At 59.4% G+C, this 20,057-nt stretch carries 18 protein-coding genes; 11 read left to right on the top strand and 7 right to left on the bottom strand.

What is annotated here, in order from left to right:
• Nucleotides 1-29: 29 nt before the first annotated feature.
• A complete protein-coding gene (locus tag J1G33_RS17905) occupies nucleotides 30-1,424 on the bottom strand; it encodes an FAD/NAD(P)-binding protein (RefSeq protein ID WP_148853518.1) in 1,395 nt (464 codons plus the stop codon).
• Nucleotides 1,425-1,446: 22 nt separating this feature from the next.
• Nucleotides 1,447-2,010 (bottom strand): XRE family transcriptional regulator, encoded by a 564-nt coding sequence (locus J1G33_RS17900; protein WP_032880600.1) that lies wholly within the window; start codon nucleotides 2,008-2,010, stop codon nucleotides 1,447-1,449.
• 92 nt (nucleotides 2,011-2,102) lie between these two features.
• Between J1G33_RS17900 and J1G33_RS17895 the strand changes: the two genes are divergently transcribed.
• The 7 genes from J1G33_RS17895 to J1G33_RS17865 all read left to right on the top strand — a co-directional run bounded on the left by J1G33_RS17895 (nucleotide 2,103) and on the right by J1G33_RS17865 (nucleotide 9,276).
• The gene (locus tag J1G33_RS17895; protein WP_032880599.1) at nucleotides 2,103-3,032 is read left to right on the top strand and encodes a DMT family transporter; all 930 of its coding nucleotides are present in this window, start codon (nucleotides 2,103-2,105) and stop codon (nucleotides 3,030-3,032) included.
• Between the two features lie 204 nt (nucleotides 3,033-3,236).
• Nucleotides 3,237-6,158 (top strand): monovalent cation/H+ antiporter subunit A, encoded by a 2,922-nt coding sequence (locus tag J1G33_RS17890; RefSeq protein ID WP_032880597.1) that lies wholly within the window; start codon nucleotides 3,237-3,239, stop codon nucleotides 6,156-6,158.
• On the top strand, nucleotides 6,158-6,502 hold the full coding sequence (locus tag J1G33_RS17885; protein ID WP_005789164.1) for a Na+/H+ antiporter subunit C: 345 nt from the start codon (nucleotides 6,158-6,160) through the stop codon (nucleotides 6,500-6,502). The genes J1G33_RS17890 and J1G33_RS17885 overlap by 1 nt, the downstream gene beginning before the upstream one ends.
• Nucleotides 6,499-8,181 carry a monovalent cation/H+ antiporter subunit D gene (locus J1G33_RS17880; RefSeq protein ID WP_032880595.1) on the top strand — a complete coding sequence of 561 codons (1,683 nt, stop codon included), beginning with the start codon at nucleotides 6,499-6,501 and terminating at the stop codon, nucleotides 8,179-8,181. Before J1G33_RS17885 ends, J1G33_RS17880 begins: the two co-directional genes overlap by 4 nt.
• The gene (locus J1G33_RS17875; protein WP_078821678.1) at nucleotides 8,178-8,666 is read left to right on the top strand and encodes a Na+/H+ antiporter subunit E; all 489 of its coding nucleotides are present in this window, start codon (nucleotides 8,178-8,180) and stop codon (nucleotides 8,664-8,666) included. Before J1G33_RS17880 ends, J1G33_RS17875 begins: the two co-directional genes overlap by 4 nt.
• Complete coding sequence (locus tag J1G33_RS17870; RefSeq protein ID WP_032880591.1) at nucleotides 8,663-8,941, top strand: K+/H+ antiporter subunit F; 279 nt, start codon at nucleotides 8,663-8,665, stop codon at nucleotides 8,939-8,941. The genes J1G33_RS17875 and J1G33_RS17870 overlap by 4 nt, the downstream gene beginning before the upstream one ends.
• Entirely contained in the window at nucleotides 8,938-9,276 is a 339-nt protein-coding gene (locus tag J1G33_RS17865) for a Na+/H+ antiporter subunit G (protein WP_122733446.1), read from the top strand. Before J1G33_RS17870 ends, J1G33_RS17865 begins: the two co-directional genes overlap by 4 nt.
• A gap of 125 nt (nucleotides 9,277-9,401) precedes the next feature.
• Here J1G33_RS17865 and J1G33_RS17860 read toward each other — a convergent pair whose 3' ends face one another.
• Nucleotides 9,402-9,860, bottom strand: coding sequence for an HIT family protein (locus J1G33_RS17860; RefSeq protein WP_032881303.1), 459 nt, complete (start codon nucleotides 9,858-9,860; stop codon nucleotides 9,402-9,404).
• Nucleotides 9,861-10,001: 141 nt separating this feature from the next.
• Between J1G33_RS17860 and J1G33_RS17855 the strand changes: the two genes are divergently transcribed.
• Nucleotides 10,002-10,697: a peptidase E gene (locus tag J1G33_RS17855; RefSeq protein WP_032880590.1), complete on the top strand. Its 696-nt coding sequence runs from the start codon at nucleotides 10,002-10,004 to the stop codon at nucleotides 10,695-10,697.
• A 448-nt stretch (nucleotides 10,698-11,145) separates the two neighbouring features.
• Complete coding sequence (locus J1G33_RS17850) at nucleotides 11,146-12,507, top strand: toxin-antitoxin system YwqK family antitoxin (protein WP_223018491.1); 1,362 nt, start codon at nucleotides 11,146-11,148, stop codon at nucleotides 12,505-12,507.
• 111 nt (nucleotides 12,508-12,618) lie between these two features.
• Here the strand turns inward: J1G33_RS17850 and cysS are convergent, their stop codons facing one another.
• Together cysS and J1G33_RS17840 are read right to left on the bottom strand one after the other, a co-directional pair.
• On the bottom strand, nucleotides 12,619-14,001 hold the full coding sequence (gene cysS / locus J1G33_RS17845; protein WP_032880586.1) for a cysteine--tRNA ligase: 1,383 nt from the start codon (nucleotides 13,999-14,001) through the stop codon (nucleotides 12,619-12,621).
• Nucleotides 14,002-14,020: 19 nt separating this feature from the next.
• Nucleotides 14,021-15,721, bottom strand: coding sequence for a glutamine--tRNA ligase/YqeY domain fusion protein (locus J1G33_RS17840; protein ID WP_005789177.1), 1,701 nt, complete (start codon nucleotides 15,719-15,721; stop codon nucleotides 14,021-14,023).
• A gap of 261 nt (nucleotides 15,722-15,982) precedes the next feature.
• Here J1G33_RS17840 and J1G33_RS17835 point away from each other — a divergent pair, with 261 nt between their 5' ends.
• Nucleotides 15,983-16,486 carry a peptidylprolyl isomerase gene (locus J1G33_RS17835; RefSeq protein ID WP_005789179.1) on the top strand — a complete coding sequence of 168 codons (504 nt, stop codon included), beginning with the start codon at nucleotides 15,983-15,985 and terminating at the stop codon, nucleotides 16,484-16,486.
• Nucleotides 16,483-17,232, top strand: a complete 750-nt coding sequence (gene lpxH / locus J1G33_RS17830) for a UDP-2,3-diacylglucosamine diphosphatase (protein WP_223018490.1) — start codon at nucleotides 16,483-16,485, stop codon at nucleotides 17,230-17,232. Before J1G33_RS17835 ends, lpxH begins: the two co-directional genes overlap by 4 nt.
• A 93-nt stretch (nucleotides 17,233-17,325) precedes the next feature.
• Here lpxH and J1G33_RS17825 read toward each other — a convergent pair whose 3' ends face one another.
• A complete protein-coding gene (locus J1G33_RS17825) occupies nucleotides 17,326-18,855 on the bottom strand; it encodes a DHA2 family efflux MFS transporter permease subunit (protein ID WP_148853523.1) in 1,530 nt (509 codons plus the stop codon).
• Complete coding sequence (locus J1G33_RS17820; RefSeq protein ID WP_078821684.1) at nucleotides 18,855-20,054, bottom strand: HlyD family efflux transporter periplasmic adaptor subunit; 1,200 nt, start codon at nucleotides 20,052-20,054, stop codon at nucleotides 18,855-18,857. Before J1G33_RS17820 ends, J1G33_RS17825 begins: the two co-directional genes overlap by 1 nt.
• Nucleotides 20,055-20,057: the final 3 nt, after the last annotated feature.

The raw sequence follows: 20,057 nt of genomic DNA, 5'->3' as shown, positions 1-20,057 counted from the left end.
GCGGATCAGGGCTTGCTCACCTCCCCCATTTAGATCTGTGTGAGCTTGGTTGCCAGTGCCTTGGCCTGGAGCGCCACATCCGTCACCGCCGTACTCTCCCACCACATGCCCCGCAACGGCGGCCCCATGGCAAACAGTCGCTGGCTGGCATGGCCCTGGGCATCCAGCACCGCGCCGGCTGCATCCGCCGCAATCCCCAACGCCAAAGGCCCAGGCCGGATCAACCCACGCTTGAGCAGTTGTTGCGGCAATGGCCGGGCGACACGACGCCAGTCGTACTCGATGCCGCTGGAGTTGATCAGCGCCGCTCCCGAAACCTGTGTGACCTCCTGCCCGCCACGATAGCGCACCGCAATGGCAACGCCCTCATCCGACGGCACCAAACCCTTGAACGACACTGCGCGAATCCGCAGCCGCTCTTCTGCCTGCAAGCGCGTCACCAACTGCGCACTCAACGGTGGCGAGCGGTGGTGATGGCTTTCCCACCATGGCCGCACATGTCGTACGAACTGGCGCTTCTGAGGCTCACTGGCCTGACTCCACAAGCGTGCGATGTGCCCGCGCACGGTGTCCAACGGCGCCTGCCAGTCGATGCCTTGCGCCAGCGCGAACTGACATTGGCGTCGCACCTCACGCAGCAATTGCCGAGGGCTGCGCAGGTTGTAATCGGCGGCCAGGAAGTCATCCCAACTTGGCGGCTGTCTGCGCACATGGGGCAACAGGCCGTGGCGCGAAAAGATCTCGATGGGACCGCGATGCCCGGCCTGTTCCAGCGACACCACGGCATCGACCATGGTCAACCCGGAGCCGATGATCAGTACCGTTGATTGCGGGTCGAGTTGGGTCATCGCTTGCACGTCCCATGGGTCCATGGCTGCGGCGTTCAAACCGCTGGACTCGGTTAGGGGCGTGCGCGCTGCCGGGAACATGCCGGTGGCCAATACCGCAAAAGTGCCACGCAGTTGCTCCCCATTATCGAGGGTCAACAGCGTGGAGGCTGCGTCGACTTGCAGGTCCACCCCTTCGGCGCGGATATGCTCGACGGTCGACGTAGACAACGCCTTGGCCTCGGCCAAGCGCTGTTGCGCGTACAGCCCGAAAATCCCGCGTGGCGGGAACAGTTCGCTGATGGGCACATGCTGCTGATCCGACTCCGGCCAACCACCGCCAGCGATGTAGTCAGTGAGCCATTGGGTCAGGTCGTCGGGGTTGTCCGGATCGACGCTCATGCGCGCCGCATTGCCGTTCAAGGTATGACCCAGCTCGACCGCGCTATAGGCCTCGCCCCGCCCCAGCTCAGCACGCGGCTCAATCACCAGGATGCGCCGCGTGCCCGGCAGGCGCAGCAGTTGCACGGCCAGCATCGTACCGCTCAGGCCGCCGCCGATGATCAGTACATCGGCAACGCGGGTGGATTCACTCATGCCAGTTCGCCCTTATTGTTGCTCAAATCACCACATTTCGAACAAACCGTACCGCCGCGTTCCCATCATTGCGATAAGCATGGGGCTGGTGGCTGGCGAACATAAAGAACTCTCCAGCCTCGATGACATTTTCCTGATCACCTATCACCAGCGTCAGGCTGCCCTCGAACACGAACAGTTGTTCGCTCCACCCTTCCAAATCAGGGTCCGGGCAATAACGATCACCGGGTTCAAGCCGCCACTCCCACAATTCGACTTCACGCCGTGCCGTGGCCTTGGCCAGCAGCACCGCCTTACTGCCGACAATCTCGCCCGCCCAGGCCAGCTCGTTGATACGGCTATGGTCCCGCACATCCGGCGCCTGAATCAGATCACTGAACGCCACGTCCAACGCTTCAGCCACACGATCCAAAGTGGACAAGCTGACGTTCTTCTCCCCCGCTTCAATCGCCACCAGCATGCGCCGGCTGACCCCGGACTTTTCCGAGAGCGCAGTCTGGCTCAGGTCGGCGGCGTGGCGCAGGCGACGGACGTTCTGGCTGACGTGCTGCAGGACCGAGGCCCGTTGCGGATTTTCTTTGTGCACTATATTGCTCAATAGGTGGGTGTGCGCAGTATACTGCCCAGCGTGCGGCGCATTGTGCGGTCCGTGCCTTTCCCTTGCAAGACCGAGCCGCCATGACAGCCCCGACCTCCCCTTCGCGATTCAACCGCTTCAGCAAAGCCGAATGCATCCTGGTGGTGATCACCATGATCTGGGGCGGTACCTTTTTGCTGGTGCAACATGCCATGACCGTCAGCGGGCCGATGTTTTTTGTGGGGCTGCGCTTCGCGGCGGCGACAATTGTGGTGGGGTTCTTTTCCTTGCGCACCCTGCGCGACCTGACCCTGTTCGAATTGAAGGCCGGGGTGTTTATCGGGGTGGCGATCATGTTTGGCTACGGTTTGCAGACGATTGGCTTGCAGACCATCCTGAGCAGCCAGTCGGCGTTTATCACCGCGTTGTATGTACCGTTCGTGCCGCTGTTGCAGTGGCTGGTGCTGGGCCGTCGCCCCGGGTTGATGCCCAGCATCGGCATCATGCTGGCGTTTGCCGGGTTGATGCTGTTGACTGGCCCGGCGGGGGCTTCACTGAACTTCAGCCCAGGTGAAATCGCTACGCTGATCGGTGCCGTGGCAATAGCGGCCGAGATCATCTTGATCAGTGCATTTGCCGGCCAGGTAGATATTCGCCGGGTGACCGTGGTGCAACTGGCCACCGCTTCGGTGCTGTCGTTCATGATGGTGGTGCCCATGGGCGAGGCGTTGCCGGGCTTTTCTTGGCTGTTGCTGTTCAGCGCCGTGGGCCTGGGCTTGACCAGTGCGGTGATCCAGGTCGCGATGAATTGGGCGCAGCAGAGTGTGTCGCCAACCCGGGCTACCTTGATCTATGCCGGCGAGCCGGTGTGGGCAGGCGTGGTCGGGCGAATTGCCGGAGAGCGCTTCCCGCCGATTGCAATGGTCGGGGCGGTGTTGATTGTGGTAGCGGTGATTGTGAGTGAGATGAAGACGAAGGGGCAGAAGGCAATTGAACTCGCAGATGCCTTGGAACAGGAGCGTCAGGGATAACCTGCAAACCCCGTGGTGCCCGCTCTATCGTCATCGCGGGCAAGCCCGGCTCCCACAGGGGTTAGCGTTTCAATTCAAGGGTTTTGAACCAGTGCTGAATGAGAGGTTTCGGCCTACCTTGTAGGATCCTGCCACATCTTGCCGTTTGGTGATCGTGAAAGCGGCACGTATGATGCATCCCAAACTCCCGCAGATTAGAAGCCTATGTCCCTGATAGTTCTACTGCTTCTGCCATTCATTGGCAGCTGTCTGGCGGCCTTGCTGCCGCACAACGCACGTAATACCGAATCCCTGCTGGCCGGCCTGGTGGCATTGGTCGGCACTATTCAAGTCGCACTGCTCTACCCCCAGATCGCCCATGGTGGCGTGATACGCGAAGAATTCATGTGGTTGCCCAGTCTTGGGCTTAACTTCGTGTTGCGCATGGACGGCTTTGCCTGGCTGTTCTCGATGCTGGTGCTCGGCATCGGCACGCTGGTGTCGTTGTATGCGCGTTATTACATGTCGCCGGACGATCCGGTGCCGCGCTTCTTTGCGTTCTTCCTCGCGTTCATGGGCGCCATGCTTGGCCTGGTGATTTCCGGCAACCTGATTCAGATCGTGTTCTTCTGGGAACTGACCAGCCTGTTCTCGTTCCTGCTGATCGGCTATTGGCACCACCGCGCCGATGCGCGGCGTGGTGCGTACATGGCGCTGATGGTCACTGGCGCCGGCGGCTTGTGCCTACTGGCCGGGGTGATGCTGCTGGGGCATATCGTCGGCAGCTATGACCTGGACCAGGTGCTGGCGGCGGGCGACCAGATTCGCGCGCACTCGCTGTACCCGGTCATGCTGGCCCTGGTGCTGATCGGCGCCTTGAGCAAAAGCGCGCAGTTCCCGTTCCACTTCTGGCTGCCCCATGCCATGGCGGCACCGACCCCGGTTTCGGCGTATCTGCATTCGGCGACGATGGTGAAGGCCGGCGTGTTCCTGCTGGCCCGCCTGTGGCCGTCGCTGTCCGGCAGCGAAGAATGGTTCTGGATCGTCGGCGGTGCCGGCGCCCTCACCCTCCTCCTCGGCGCTTACTGCGCCATGTTCCAAAACGATCTCAAGGGCCTGCTGGCCTACTCCACCATCAGTCACCTAGGGCTGATCACCCTGCTGCTGGGCCTCAACAGCCCGCTGGCCGCGGTCGCCGCAGTGTTCCATATCCTCAACCACGCCACTTTCAAGGCCTCGCTGTTCATGGCGGCGGGCATCATCGACCACGAAAGCGGCACGCGGGATATCCGCAAGCTCAGTGGCCTGGTGCGTCTGATCCCGTTTACCGCGACCCTGGCCATGGTAGCCAGCGCCTCCATGGCCGGTGTGCCGTTGCTCAATGGCTTCCTGTCCAAAGAGATGTTCTTTGCCGAAACCGTATTCATCTCGTCGACCCAATGGGTGGAAATCGCCCTGCCGGTGATTGCGACCATCGCCGGTACGTTCAGCGTGGCCTACGCCCTGCGCTTTACCGTGGATGTGTTCTTCGGCCCACCGGCTACCGACTTGCCGCACACGCCTCACGAGCCACCGCGCTGGATGCGTGCGCCGGTGGAATTGCTGGTGTTCACCTGCCTGCTGGTGGGGATTTTCCCGGCCCAGGTGGTCGGCTCGATCCTTGCCGCTGCGGCGTTGCCCGTGGTCGGTGGTGTGCTGCCCGAGTACAGCCTGGCGATCTGGCACGGCTGGAACGCGCCAATGATTATGAGCCTGGTGGCAATGACCGGCGGCGTGGTGCTGTACCTGATGCTGCGCAAGCAACTCAAGCGTGGCCGCTTCGAATACCCGCCGCTGATCGGCTATTTCAACGGCAAGCGTGGCTTCGAGCGCTGCCTGGTGGTGATGATGCGCGGTGTGCGCAGGATCGAAAAACGCATCAGCACCAAGCGCCTGCAAACCCAATTGTTCCTGCTGGTGATCGTCGCGGTGATCGGGGCCATGATCCCCATGATCAACAGTGGCCTCACCTGGGGCGACCGGCCGAAGATTGCGGGCTCCATCGTGTTCGTCACCCTGTGGTTGCTGGCGATTGCCTGCGCGCTGGGCGCCGCCTGGCAAGCCAAGTATCACCGGTTGGCGGCCCTGACCATGGTCAGCGTGTGCGGCCTGATGACGTGCGTGACCTTCGTGTGGTTCTCGGCGCCGGACCTGGCCCTGACCCAATTGGTGGTGGAAGTGGTGACCACCGTGCTGATCCTGCTCGGCCTGCGCTGGCTGCCACGGCGTATCGAGGAGGTTTGGCCATTACCCAACACCTTGCGCAAGGCGCGCATTCGCCGGGTGCGCGACTTGTTGCTGTCCACTGTAGTGGGCGGCGGCATGGCGCTGTTGTCCTACGCGATGCTGACCCGCCAGACACCCAACGATATCTCCTCGTTCTACTTGAGCCGCGCCCTGCCCGAAGGCGGCGGCAGCAATGTGGTGAACGTGATGCTCGTGGACTTCCGGGGCTTCGATACGCTGGGCGAAATCACCGTGCTGGGTGCCGTGGCCTTGACCGTATATGCCTTGCTGCGACGCTTCCGCCCGTCCAAGGAAAGCATGGAGTTGCCGGCGCAACAGCGCCAATTGGCACCGGACGTGGCCACCGACCTGGTCAACCCGCGCCAGGCCAGTGACACCGCGCTGGGCTTTATGATGGTGCCGGCGGTGCTGGTGCGCCTGCTGTTGCCGATTGCGCTGGTGGTGTCGTTCTACCTGTTCCTGCGCGGTCACAACCAACCAGGCGGCGGGTTTGTCGCCGGGCTGGTGATGTCGGTAGCGTTTATCCTGCAATACATGGTGGCGGGCACCCAATGGGTCGAAGCGCAGATGAGCCTGCGGCCCATGCGCTGGATGGGCTTCGGCCTGCTGTCGGCGACCTTGACCGGCCTTGGCGCGCTGTTCGCCGGATACCCGTTCCTGACCACCCATACCTGGCATTTCCACGTGCCACTGCTCGGCGATATCCATATCGCCAGTGCGTTGTTCTTCGACATTGGCGTGTACGCCATGGTCGTGGGCTCGACGCTGCTGATGCTGACCGCCCTCGGCCACCAATCTGTGCGAGCACATAAACCGAGCAACCAGCCCAAAGTCGTTGCTGCAACCGAAGGAGCCGCCTGATGGAAGAAGTCATCGCAATTGCCATTGGGGTCCTGGCGGCCTCCGGCGTCTGGCTGGTGCTGCGGCCACGGACATTCCAGGTGGTGATGGGCCTGTGCCTGTTGTCGTACGGGGTCAATCTGTTCATTTTCAGCATGGGCAGCCTGTTTATCGGCAAGGAACCGATCATCAAGGACGGCGTGCCCCAAGACCTGCTCAACTACACCGACCCCCTGCCCCAGGCCCTGGTACTTACAGCCATCGTGATCAGCTTCGCCATGACCGCGTTGTTCCTGGTGGTGCTGCTGGCATCCCGGGGCCTGACCGGCACTGACCATGTGGATGGCCGGGAGCCGAAGGAATGAATTGGGTCAATCAACTGATCGTTGCGCCGATTCTGCTGCCGTTGTTCACGGCGGCGCTGATGCTGATGCTCGGCGAGAAACGCCGGCCGCTGAAGGCCAAAATCAACCTGGTCTCCAGCTTGATCGGCCTGGGCGTGGCCGTCCTGTTGCTGTACTGGACACAAAAAGGCGGGCCCGGCTCGATCGGCGTGTACCTGCCGGGTAACTGGCAAGTACCGTTCGGCATCGTGTTGGTGGTGGACCAGCTCTCGGCGCTGATGCTGGTGCTCACCGGGGTTATCGGCGTAAGCGCATTGCTCTTCGCCATGGCCCGCTGGGACCGTGCGGGCACTAGCTTCCATGCGCTGTTCCAGATCCAGCTGATGGGTCTGTACGGCGCATTTCTCACCGCGGACTTGTTCAACTTGTTCGTGTTCTTCGAGGTGCTGCTGGCGGCGTCCTACGGCCTGATGCTGCATGGTTCGGGTCGTGCTCGGGTGTCGTCCGGCCTGCATTACATTGCGATCAACCTGCTGGCGTCGTCGCTGTTCCTGATTGGCGCGGCGATGATCTACGGCGTCACCGGCACGCTGAATTTCGCTGACCTGGCGCTGAAAATCCCGCTGGTGCCGGAGGCTGATCGCGGCCTGCTGCACGCTGGCGCAGCGATCCTGGCGACCGCGTTTCTGGCCAAGGCCGGCATGTGGCCGCTGAACTTCTGGCTGGCGCCCGCCTACTCCTCGGCCAGTGCGCCGGTGGCGGCGATGTTTGCGATCATGACCAAGGTTGGCGTGTACACCGTGCTACGCCTGTGGACCCTGCTGTTTTCCGGCCAGGCCGGCGCTTCGGCGCTGTTTGGCGGCGACTGGCTGGTGTATGGCGGCATGGCGACCATCGTGTGCGCGGCGCTGGCGATGGTGGCGGCGCAACGCCTGGAGCGCATGGCGAGCCTGAGCATTCTGGTCTCGGCCGGGATCCTGCTGTCGGCGGTAGGGTTTGCCCAGCCAAGCCTGACCGCTGGGGCATTGTTCTATCTGGTCAGCTCCACCCTGGCATTGAGTGCGCTGTTCCTGCTGGCTGAATTGATCGAGCGTTCGCGCTCGGCCAACGACCTGCCGCTTGATGAAGAGATTGATGCGCTGCCCAAGGCCATGGAGTCGCTGCATCCGCGTCCGGGTGTGAACCTGGACGATGAGCAGAAAGCCGTGGTCGGCCAGGTCATCCCCTGGACCATGGCCTTCCTCGGTTTGAGCTTTATCGCCTGCGCGCTGCTGATTATCGGCATGCCGCCATTGTCGGGGTTCATCGGCAAGCTCAGCCTGTTGAGTGCGCTGATCAACCCACTGGGCCTGGGCAACGCCGTGGACGAATCGATCCGTCCTGCAGCCTGGGGCCTGGTGGCGCTGCTGATTCTGTCCGGCCTGGCGTCGCTGATCGCCTTCGCCCGCCTTGGCATCCAGCGCTTCTGGACCCCGGAAGAGCGCCCTTCACCGCTGCTGCGACGCTACGAGTGCGTGCCGATCTTCGTGCTGCTGGGCTTGAGCATCGCCTTGACGTTCAAGGCCGAACCCTTGATGCGCTACACCCTGGCCACCGCCAAGAGCCTGAACAACCCGGAAAGCTATGTGATGGCGGTAATGGCCACGCGGCCCGTGCCGAGCCCTGAAGCCAAGGCCGCTGCGCTGGAGGTGCAACCATGAAGCGCCTGTTTCCTGCACCCTGGTTGTCGCTGGCCCTGTGGGTGTTGTGGCTGCTGCTGAACCTGTCGATCAGCCCCGGCAACCTGCTGCTGGGCGCGCTGCTGGGCTTTCTCGCGCCTTTGCTGATGGCGCCGCTGCGCCCGCAGCCGATCAGCCTGCGTCGCCCTGGCGTGATCCTGCGCCTGTTCCTGTTGGTGGGCCGCGACGTGATCGTCTCCAACCTGCAAGTGGCGTGGGGTGTACTGACCTGCGGCACACGCCCGCCGCGCTCGCGCTTCATCAGGATCCCCCTGGACCTGCACAGCCCCAACGGCCTTGCCGCGCTGTCGATGATTACCACGGTGATCCCCGGCACCATTTGGTCGGAACTGGCGCTGGACCGTAGCATCTTGCTGCTGCACGTATTCGACCTTGACGATGAAGCCCTGTTTATCCAGCACTTCAAAGCCACCTACGAGCGGCCCCTGATGGAGATCTTCGAATGAGCGCCCTGCTCTCCAATGCGATCCTGGCCAGCCTGTTCCTGTTCTCGCTGGCGATGGTGCTGACCCTGATCCGCCTGTTCAAAGGCCCGTCCGCCCAGGACCGAGTCCTGGCGCTGGACTACCTGTACATCCTGGCCATGCTGATGATGCTGGTGCTCGGTATTCGCTATGCCAGTGATACCTACTTTGAAGCGGCGCTGTTGATTGCGCTGTTCGGCTTCGTCGGCTCGTTTGCCCTGGCGAAATTCCTGCTGCGTGGGGAGGTGATTGAATGATGCCGTTATGGGTTGAAGTGATAGTGGGGGTGCTGCTGGTGCTCAGCAGTGTGTTTGCGTTGATTGGCGCGATTGGCTTGCTGCGGATGAAGGAGTTTTTCCAACGCATGCACCCGCCGGCACTCGCCTCGACATTGGGCGCATGGTGCGTGGCATTGGCGTCGATTATCTATTTTTCGGTGCTCAAGTCCGGGCCGGTGTTGCATGGTTGGTTGATTCCGGTTTTGCTCGCGATCACCGTGCCGGTCACCACACTGCTGTTGGCGCGAACCGCCCTATTCCGCAAGCGCATGGCCGGTGACGATGTGCCGGCTGAAGTCAGCAGCCGCCGCTGACCTCTCAGGCAGGCACATAAAAATGTGGGAGCTGGCTTGCCTGCGATGAGGTCGGATCAGTCACTGAAGAGGTTGGCTGGCCCACCGCTATCGCAGGCAAGCCAGCTCCCACAGTTGGATGGGTGCTAGGCGAAGGATCGGATTCTTGCCGCCAATTCCGCCAATTCGGCATCATCCGCCCGCACAAAATCGTGGGAAGAGATATAGCCCTCATAAGCCTCAAAAAACTTATCCACCTGCGAGCTCAACGGCTTGAACGTGCTGTCCCGCCCGGTCCCATGCATGGGAAACAACTTCGCATGCAGGTGGTCCACCCCATACCCTTCCAGAATCATCCCCGTACGCGCCACATCGGGAAATGCGCGGTCGATCTGTTGTGCGGTTTTCTTTGCTGCGACCGCGAGCCCTGCCAACACTTCATCCGACTGCGCAAACGCATAGCTGCCGTAATGCTGCTTTGGAATCACCACGCTGAAGCCCGGTGTGTTAGGGAAGATCGACAGGAACGCCATATGCTGATCATCCTCCCACAGGATATGGGCCGGGGAAGTTTTGCGGACAATGCTGCAGAAAATACAATCCATTTGAATCACCGCCAGTTTCGTCTTGGGTTTGGTCGTGGCAACCATCTAAAGCTAGGATGGAATGAGCGTCAAACCCTACGGGCATTTTGGGAAATGTCCTAAGACCTGGGTATGCCCGCTGTGCTGAGACAGGAGTTCACCATGGATAAAAACATCATTGTCATCGGCGGCGAGTCCAGCGAGGACATGACGCGCATGACCCGCATCGACGAATATATCGTCGCTTCGTCGGGCAAAACCCAGCCCACGGTGCTCTATATCTCCACCGCCAATGGCGATGACCGTCCGAAGATTGCCGACTTCACGCTCAAATACCAAAGCGCCGGCTGCACCGTTGTGCCATTGACGTTTTTCATTCCGCCTTTTCCAGCCCCAGCTCATGTTGCCGCGCTGTTTGAGCAGGCTGACATCATCTATGTGGCCGGCGGCAACACCCGAGCCTTACTGGCAATCTGGCGTGAATTTGACGTGACCGCCCTTTTGAAGCAAGCCCAGGAACACGGCAAAGTGCTTTGCGGCGTCAGTGCCGGCGCCATCTGCTGGTTCGACCACGGGCATTCCGACTCAGGGGGCGTATATGCGCTGGTCGACGGACTGGGTTTTCTCCCTGGCGCGCTGTGCCCGCACTTCAGCTCAGAGGTGGGGAGAGAATCTTCGTTTGTTGAACTGGTTCGACTTAAAAACATACACCCCGCCTACGCGCTGGATGACGGAGTTGCCCTGCATTTCAAGAACGGTGAATACCATGCGACTGTTCATAACTACACGACTGGTAGTGCTTATAAACTCAGCAGCACTTCGGAGCCCATTGCAAGGAAACGCCCTACAGCTCTTTAGGGTTGCCGCTCAGAAAATGGCCGCCTAATCTTTGGCGGTCGCTGCAAATTCAGCGACCGGGTTTCGCAGCTCGGTTAAACTCTAGACGCACGGTGTCCACCTAAAGAAGCAGCCCTAAATTGAACGGTGTTCAAAGGTAGAAGTGATGAGGGATGCCGCTATGTTGGTACAAGTAGACCCCCCCTTTTACCGTCAGCTATTGAACACCCGCAAGCACGAACAACGTAAAGCACCGTGACATATTTTCCAAAGAAACATCCTACGTCCGCGCCAGAAACCCTCTCTTCTTTGTAGTCAACGATTGACCCATAGTCTTCTCTTTGGTGCCCGATACTCCATTGAGCGTTTCTAGCGGGCACACCTTCCACTCAAACGTAAATCGAAGTCACGCACAGCCGCCACCCAAAACTTTACCCTCTCTATACAAGTCAATTAATGGACAATCGGGATGCAATTCGAATATAAGAAATTCTTAGTGACACTAGCACTCATCTCGAATGCAATATACGCTCAAGCCGAACAGACTCACTTATCGACAATCCTAAATATAAAAATGAATGCAACCTATCTCGACATGGATACAGAAACCACGGACTCTTTCGGCGTAAAGCTCATGGGGGCAGTTCGTCTGACGCTTTCGACAGAACACAGTTGTGGCACTTCTAAACTGCATATCACACCGGACTCCATCGGCGTTCCTGTCGAAAATTTCCTAGCAGAAGTTAAGAAAATCAAAAAATACGCTGATGATGGAGCCGCACTATTTATCACACATCACGATTGTGATCGAAAAATACCGATGGCAACCAAATTCGCTACCTGCACGGGTGAAATATGCAGATCACTCACAGATGTGCTAATTGATGGAAAAATGTACCTAGACAAGAATTACCGACCCGTTCCAGCTGCGCGCAGTCTTTTTTTCATAGAGCAACCCCAAACTTATGACCAAAAACTAAAAGCCTGGAAAGTATATATCTACGATAAAAAAACCAAGAAGATTGCGGCCGATGGATTCGTCGACAATGAAGACTATGCTGCGAGCAAATTCATCCATAAATTCCGCACCTTTCATAGCAACGGCATGGTTTCGAGTTCTATTGAAATGAGTGCGCAGGGGCAACGTGAAGGAAAAAGCATTGTTCGCCACAAAAACGGAAAAATTGAAAAATCCATAAATTACAATAACGGAATTATCACTGACGGCGAGTACATAACTTACGACCTGACAGGAAAAATCAAGATCCGTGAGCATTATGTAAATGGAGTGCTAAATGGCCCAAGAGTCAAACTGTACGCTAACGGAAATCCTGAATCCATGGAAAAATACTTAGACGGCAGTCGCTCAGGAATATCAAATTATTACTATGAAGACGGCACACTAAAAAATATACAAGATTATGACCGTGGGCAGTTGGATGGCTGGGACGTCAAATATTTCGCAAACGGCGAGACCGAATCACAAACACTCTATAAAAATCAGCGCATTAGAATAAGCCACGAATGGAACATTGACGGCATAAAAGTCAGTCAATGGGAACAAGGCGAAAATCATAACCGCCAAGGCGACGACATAGAATGGTATGACAACGGACAAAAAAGAAAGCACTCAATCTATAAAGATGGAAAACTTCATGGAAAGATGCAAGGTTGGTCTGAGGATGGAACTCAACTTTATTCTACCGAATACGCACACGGCGAGAGAAACGGACAATCACGGCAGTGGGGCCGAGACGGGACGTTGATAGAAGACTGCCAATACCAAGCAGGAAAAATTTCAGAGCCGTGTTCGGTGAGACCTCCGCTCTGACTATGCAGGTCTTGGACACGAATAGAGGTTTAATTCGAAAAACTTAGCAATATGCAAAAAACGCCCCGAACCAGTCGGGGCGTTTTTTATTCAGCATGCAGCTTTCAACGGTCAATCAGCCAACCGCCACGTCGTCCCACCCTTCCCGTCTTCCAACACCACACCCATCGCGGTCAGTTGGTCACGGATACGGTCGGATTCCGCCCAGTCCTTGTTAGCCCGAGCAGCCAGACGCGCCTGAATCAACGCATCCACCTGCGCCGCATCCACACGCCCTTCAGCGCCGGCCTGCAGGAAGTCATCGGCTTCCATCTGCAACACACCCAGTACGCTGGCCAGTTCTTTGAGGCGCGCCGCCAGGCCCGCTGCCGCGTCGAGATCAGTCTCACGCAAGCGGTTGATCTCACGCACCATCTCGAACAGCACCGCGCAGGCTTCCGGCGTGCCGAAGTCGTCGTTCATGACTTCGGTAAAGCGTGCCACGAACGTTTCGCCACCAGCAGGTGCCACCGCTGGCAAGCCTTTCAACGCGTGGTAGAAACGCTCCAGGGCGCCCTTGGCGTCCTTGAGGTTGTCTTCCGAGTAGTTGATGGCGCTGCGGTAGTGGCTGGACACCAGCAGGTAACGCACTACTTCCGGGTGGTACTTTTCCAGCACGTCGCGGATGGTGAAGAAGTTGTTCAAGGACTTGGACATCTTCTCGCCATTGATGCGGATCATGCCGCAGTGCATCCAGGCGTTGGCGTAGGTCTTGCCAGTGGCGGCTTCGCTCTGGGCGATTTCGTTTTCGTGGTGCGGGAACTCCAGGTCGCTGCCGCCGCCATGAATATCGAAGGTCTCGCCCAGGCAGCAGGTGGACATTACCGAGCATTCGATGTGCCAGCCCGGACGCCCCGGGCCCCACGGCGATTCCCAGCTTGGCTCGCCGGGCTTGGTCCCTTTCCAGAGCACGAAGTCGAGCGGGTCCTGCTTGGCTTCGTCGACTTCGATGCGCGCGCCGATGCGCAGGTCTTCGATCTTCTTGCGCGAGAGCTTGCCGTAGCCCATGAACTTGGCGACGCGGTAGTACACGTCACCATTGCCTGGGGCGTAGGCGTAACCCTTGTCGATCAGGGTCTGGATCATCGCGTGCATGCCAGGGATGTGGTCCGTGGCACGCGGTTCCATGTCCGGCTTGAGGATGTTGAGGCGCGCCTCGTCCTCGTGCATGGCGGCGATCATGCGCTCGGTCAGCGCGTCGAACGACTCGCCGTTTTCGTTGGCGCGGTTGATGATCTTGTCGTCGATGTCAGTGATGTTGCGCACATAGGTCAAGTCATAGCCGCTGAAACGCAACCAGCGGGTCACCAGGTCGAAGGCAACCATGCTGCGGCCGTGGCCGATGTGGCAGTAGTCGTACACGGTCATGCCGCACACGTACATGCGCACCTTGTTGCCATCCAGGGGCTTGAAGACTTCTTTGGTCTTGCTGAGTGTGTTGTAGATCGTTAGCACGACAGTTCCTTAAACAGAATCACTGGCCCCACGAATCTCGCAAGGTCACGGTACGGTTGAATACCGGAGCACCAGGTTTGGAGTCCTTGATATCTGCGCAGAAGTAACCTTCGCGCTCGAACTGGAAACGGTCTTCCGGCTGTGCGTCGCCAAGCGATGGCTCGGCACGACAACCAGTGAGCACTTGCAGGGAGTCAGGGTTGATGTTGTCGAGGAAACTCGCGCTGTCTTCGGCCTTCTCGGGGTTCGGCGAGCGGAACAGACGATCGTACAGGCGCACTTCGCATTCGATGCTGGCAGCGGCTGGCACCCAGTGGACCACACCCTTGACCTTGCGGCCTTCAGGGTTCTTGCCCAGGGTGTCCGGATCGTACGAGCAGCGCAGTTCGACGATGTTGCCATCGGCGTCCTTGATCGCTTCGTCCGCACGGATCACGTAGCTGCCGCGCAGGCGCACTTCGCCGTTCGGCTCCAGGCGCTTGTAGCCCTTGGGCGGCTCTTCCATGAAGTCGTCGCGGTCGATGTAGATTTCGCGGGCGAATGGCAATTTGCGCACGCCCAGCTCTTCCTTCTGCGGATGACGCGGCAGTTCGAGGTTCTCGACCTGGCCTTCCGGGTAGTTGGTGATCACTACCTTCAACGGCCGCAGCACGCACATGGCGCGGGGGGCGTTGGCGTCGAGGTCCTGGCGGATGCTGAATTCCAGCATCCCGAAGTCGACCACACCGTCGGAACGGTTGGTGCCGACCATGTCGCAGAAGTTGCGGATCGACGCCGGGGTGTAGCCACGGCGACGGAAGCCCGACAGCGTGGACATGCGCGGGTCATCCCAGCCATGTACGTGCTTTTCATCCACCAGTTGCTTGAGCTTGCGCTTGCTGGTGATGGTGTAGTTCAGGTTCAGGCGGCTGAATTCGTACTGACGCGGGTGCGCCGGTACCGGCAGGCTGTCCAGGAACCACTCGTACAGTGGGCGATGGCTTTCGAACTCCAGGGTGCAGATGGAGTGGGTGATGCCTTCGATGGCGTCCGACTGACCGTGGGTGAAGTCGTAGTTGGGGTAGATGCACCACTTGTCACCGGTCTGGTGGTGGTGGGCATGGCGGATGCGATACATGATCGGGTCGCGCAGGTTCATGTTCGGCGAGGCCATGTCGATCTTGGCACGCAGCACGCGGGCGCCGTCCGGGAACTCGCCGGCGCGCATACGGTTGAACCAGTCCAGGTTCTCTTCCACCGAACGGTCGCGGAACGGGCTGTTCTTGCCCGGCTCGGTCAGCGTGCCACGGTACTCCTTGGCCTGCTCCGGAGTCAGGTCGTCCACATAGGCCTTGCCGGCCTTGATCAGCTCGACAGCCCAGTCGAACAACTGGTCGAAATACTTGGAGGCATAGCGCACTTCACCGGACCATTCGAAGCCCAGCCACTTGATGTCGCTTTCAATGGCGTCGATGTATTCCTGGTCTTCCTTGGCCGGGTTGGTGTCGTCGAAACGCAGGTGCGTGACGCCACCGAACTCCTGGGCCAGGCCGAAGTTCACACAGATCGACTTGGCGTGACCGATGTGCAGGTAGCCGTTGGGCTCTGGCGGGAAGCGGGTGACGATCTGCGTATGCTTGCCCGAATCCAGGTCCGCCTGGATGATCGGGCGCAGGAAATTGACCGGGACGGCAGGTCCGGCCTTGGCATTCGAGGTAGGGTCGACAGTGGGCTTGCTCATAGGATCCTTGAACAGACAGGTTCGTGGCCGGGTCAGGCCAGATAAAACAAAGGGCTTATCATAGCCGAAGCTGTCAACCACCTGACAGAGCGCGGTCGAAAACTGCTGCTTTAATTGCTGCTTTAATGACAGGCGCGGTAAAAAACCACCTCGAAATTCCTGCAAGGCACGCTAAACTGCGCGTCTTGGCCCAAGCTTCGCCAAACCGGTCGTGGCGCCCAGGCGCCCAAACCCACGAATTCCCTGAAAAGAGTAGTGAACATGACTCAAGTCAAACTGACCACCAACCACGGTGACATCGTCATCGAGCTGAACGCCGACAAGGCGCCGATCACCGTCGCCAACTTCATCGAATACGTGAAAGCCGGCCACTACGAAAACACCGTTTTCCACCGTGTCATCGGCAACTTCATGATCCAGGGCGGCGGTTTCGAGCCTGGCATGAAAGAAAAGAAAGACAAGCGCCCAAGCATCCAGAACGAAGCGGACAACGGCCTTTCCAACGACAAGTACACCGTCGCCATGGCCCGTACCATGGAGCCGCATTCGGCCTCCGCGCAGTTCTTCATCAACGTCGCCGACAACGCCTTCCTCAACCACAGCGGCAAGAACGTGCAGGGTTGGGGCTACGCGGTGTTCGGTAAAGTCACCGAAGGCCAGGACGTTGTCGACAAGATCAAAGGCGTGTCCACCACCTCCAAGGCCGGTCACCAGGACGTTCCAGCCGAAGACGTGATCGTCGAGAAAGCCGAGATCGTTGGGTGATATTACTGATTTCAGATTTGCATCTGGAAGAGGAGCGCCCGGACATTACCCGGGCGTTTCTGGATCTGCTCCACGGCCGCGCCCGTGGCGCCCAGGCGTTGTACATTCTGGGGGACTTCTTCGAAGCCTGGATTGGCGACGATGGCATGACTGCCTTCCAGCGTTCCATCTGTACGGCGTTGCGTGAACTGAGCGACAGCGGCACCCCGATTTTCATCATGCATGGCAACCGCGATTTCCTGATCGGCAAGGCGTTCTGCAAAGCGGCAGGCGCCACCTTGCTCAAGGACCCGAGTGTTGTGCAATTGTATGGCGAGCCTGTGCTGCTGATGCACGGCGACAGCCTCTGCACCCGCGACCTTGGCTATATGAAGCTGCGGCGCATCCTGCGTAACCCGATTGTGTTGTTTATCCTGCGCCATCTGCCCCTGGGCACGCGCCACAAACTGGCACGCAAACTACGTAGCGAAAGCTCTGCCCAAGTGCGCATGAAGGCCAACGATATTGTCGATGTCACGCCCGAAGAAGTGCCGCGGTTGATGCAGCAGTTCGGCGTGCACACCCTGGTCCACGGCCATACGCACCGCCCTGCGATCCATAAGTTGCAGATCGGCGACCAGGCGGCCAAGCGCATTGTGCTGGGGGACTGGGACAAGCAAGGGTGGGCATTGCAGGTGGATGAGCAAGGGTTTCAACTGACGGCGTTTGATTTCGTCAACCCGCAGTTGGCACTGCCTGGCGCCTGACTCTCAAACACCACTGGTCAATGTGAACAGAGATTAAACTGTGGGAGGGGGCAAGCCCCCTCCCACAGTTTGATTGCATTTCAGCCTTGGCTATCAGTGGCCCGAGGCTGCTGGCCCTGCCTTTGCGGTAAATGGCGGCTTGGCCAGCCACACCAGCAACATCAAGCCCATGAACATCCACCCCAGCAACGTGAAGTAATCCACGGTGGACATCATGTACGCCTGGCTGGTGAGAATCTGGTCCAGCTGCGTGTACGCCTTCTGCCCTGCCCCGCCCAACGCCTGCAAGGCATCCCGGGTGGCCGAGTCGTAGGTGGTCATGTTCTCGCTCATGTAGGCATGGTGCTGGTCCGCCCGGCGAATCCAGATCCAGGTGGTCAGCGACGCCGCAAAGCTGCCGCCCAGGGTGCGCAGGAACGTCGCAAGCCCTGCGCCGTCGGCGATCTGGTGCGGTGGCAGGTCGGACATCAGGATGCTCAAGGTCGGCATGAAGAACAGCGCCACGCCGATACCCATGAACAGCTGCACCATGGCGATATGGGTAAAGTCCACTTCGTTGGTGAAACCGGCGCGCATAAAGCAGCTCAGGCCAATCGCCAGGAACGCCAGGCCTGCCAGCAAGCGCAGGTCGAACTTGTGCGCGTACTTGCCTACGAACGGCGACATCAGCACCGGCAGGATACCGATCGGTGCCACCGCCAGCCCGGCCCAAGTGGCGGTATAGCCCATCTGGGTTTGCAGCCACTGCGGCAGGATCAGGTTGATGCCGAAAAAGCCCGCATACCCCAGGATCAACACGATGGTGCCGATACGGAAATTACGGTGTGCGAACAGCCGCAGGTTGACCACCGGGTGCTTGTCGGTCATTTCCCAGATGACGAACACCGCCAGGGCGATCACCGAAATGGCCGCACCAATGATGATGAAATTGGATTCGAACCAGTCCAGGTCATTGCCCTTGTCGAGGATGATCTGCAAGGCGCCGACCCCGACGATCAGGCTCAACAAACCAACGTAATCCATCGGCTGATAGCTGGTAACCACCGGACGCTTCTTCAATTGCGAGCGCACCACCATCACCGCGAAGATACCGATGGGCACGTTGATGAAAAAGATCCACGGCCAGCTGTAGCTGTCAGTGATCCAGCCGCCGAGGATAGGGCCTGCAATCGGTGCCACCACCGTGACCATTGCCAGTAACGCCAGGGCCATCCCGCGCCTGGCGGGTGGGTAGACCGCGATCAACAGCGTCTGCGTCATCGGGTACAACGGCCCGGCGACCAAACCTTGCAGCACCCGAAAGCCGATCAACTCGGGCATCGAGGTGGAAATCCCGCACAGGAACGAGGCCAGCACAAACAGGATGGTCGCCCACAGAAACAGCTTCACCTCGCCAAAGCGCCGGCTCAACCAGCCGGTGAGCGGCAACGCGATGGCGTTACTCACCGCAAACGAGGTGATCACCCAGGTGCCCTGCTCCGAACTCACGCCCAGGTTGCCGGAAATGGTCGGCAACGCCACGTTGGCGATGGTGGTGTCGAGCACCTGCATAAAGGTCGCCAGCGACAGGCCAATAGTGGCCATCAACAGGCTGGGTGGCGTGAACGAGGCGTTATTGCTCATCAGCGTTGCGCAGCCTTGGGAGCGGCGACGCTGTTGTCATGAATCAACTGATTGATCATGGCATCCGCTTCGGCCAATTGACGGTCATACACGCTGGTGGTGAACGAGGCCTTTTGCGGCGCCTGTTGCGCCAGCACCGGGCCGCTCTGGTCGTGCAGGTCTACGTTGACCACGGTACTCAAACCCACCCGCAGCGGGTGCTTGGCCAACTCTTCAGCGTTGATATGGATGCGCACCGGTACCCGCTGCACGATCTTGATCCAGTTGCCGGTGGCGTTCTGTGCGGGCAGCAAGGCGAACGCGCTGCCGGTGCCGGCGCCGAGGCTGTCGACGGTGCCGCTGTACTTCACGTCGCTGCCGTAGATGTCCGACTCGATATCCACCGGCTGGCCGATGCGCATATCCCGCAGTTGGGTTTCCTTGAAGTTGGCGTCAATCCACAGCTGGTCCAGCGGAATCACGGCCATCAGCGCGGTGCCCGGTTGAACACGCTGGCCCAGTTGTACGGTGCGCTTGGCTACATAGCCGGTGACCGGCGCAATCAGGGTGCTGCGCGCATTGGTCAGGTAGGCCTGACGCAGTTGTGCAGCGGCGGCTTGCACGTCGGGGTGGGACGAAATCACCGTGTCATCCACCAGGGCATTGGTGGTTTTGAGTTGTTGCTCAAGGTTGGTCAAGGCGTTCTTGGCCGCGGTCAGGCTGTCGCGGGCGTGGGACAGTTCTTCCTGGGAGATCGCTCCGCCCTGGGCCAGGGTCTTACGGCGGTTGTAGTTGTCCTGGGCCGTTTGCACATCGGCCTTCTGCGCATTGACCTGGGCTTTCATGCCGTCGACATTGCTGTACAACCCGCGCACCTGGCGCACGGTGCGCGCCAGGTTGGCCTGGGCACTTTGCAGGCCGACGGCAGCATCGTTGGGGTCGAAATTGATCAGCACCTGGCCTTCATGCACCAGGTCGCCATCGTCGGCGCCGATGCTGACCACGGTGCCGGTGACCAGTGGGGTGATTTCCACCACGTTGCCGTTCACGTAGGCATCGTCGGTGCTCTCGTTGAAGCGCCCGTAGAACTGATACCAGGCCCACACGCCGACCACACCGAGGATGACGATCAGCGCCAGGCCGATGAGCATGACTTTGCGTTTGCGTGGGTTGTTGTCTTTGGGTTGTTCAGTTGCGTTGTTACTGTCGGCAGTGGCCATGAC

It is taken from the genome of Pseudomonas sp. P867 (assembly GCF_019891455.1).
GTDB lineage: Bacteria > Pseudomonadota > Gammaproteobacteria > Pseudomonadales > Pseudomonadaceae > Aquipseudomonas > Aquipseudomonas synxantha_A.
This window is presented reverse-complemented; position numbering and strand designations above follow the sequence as displayed.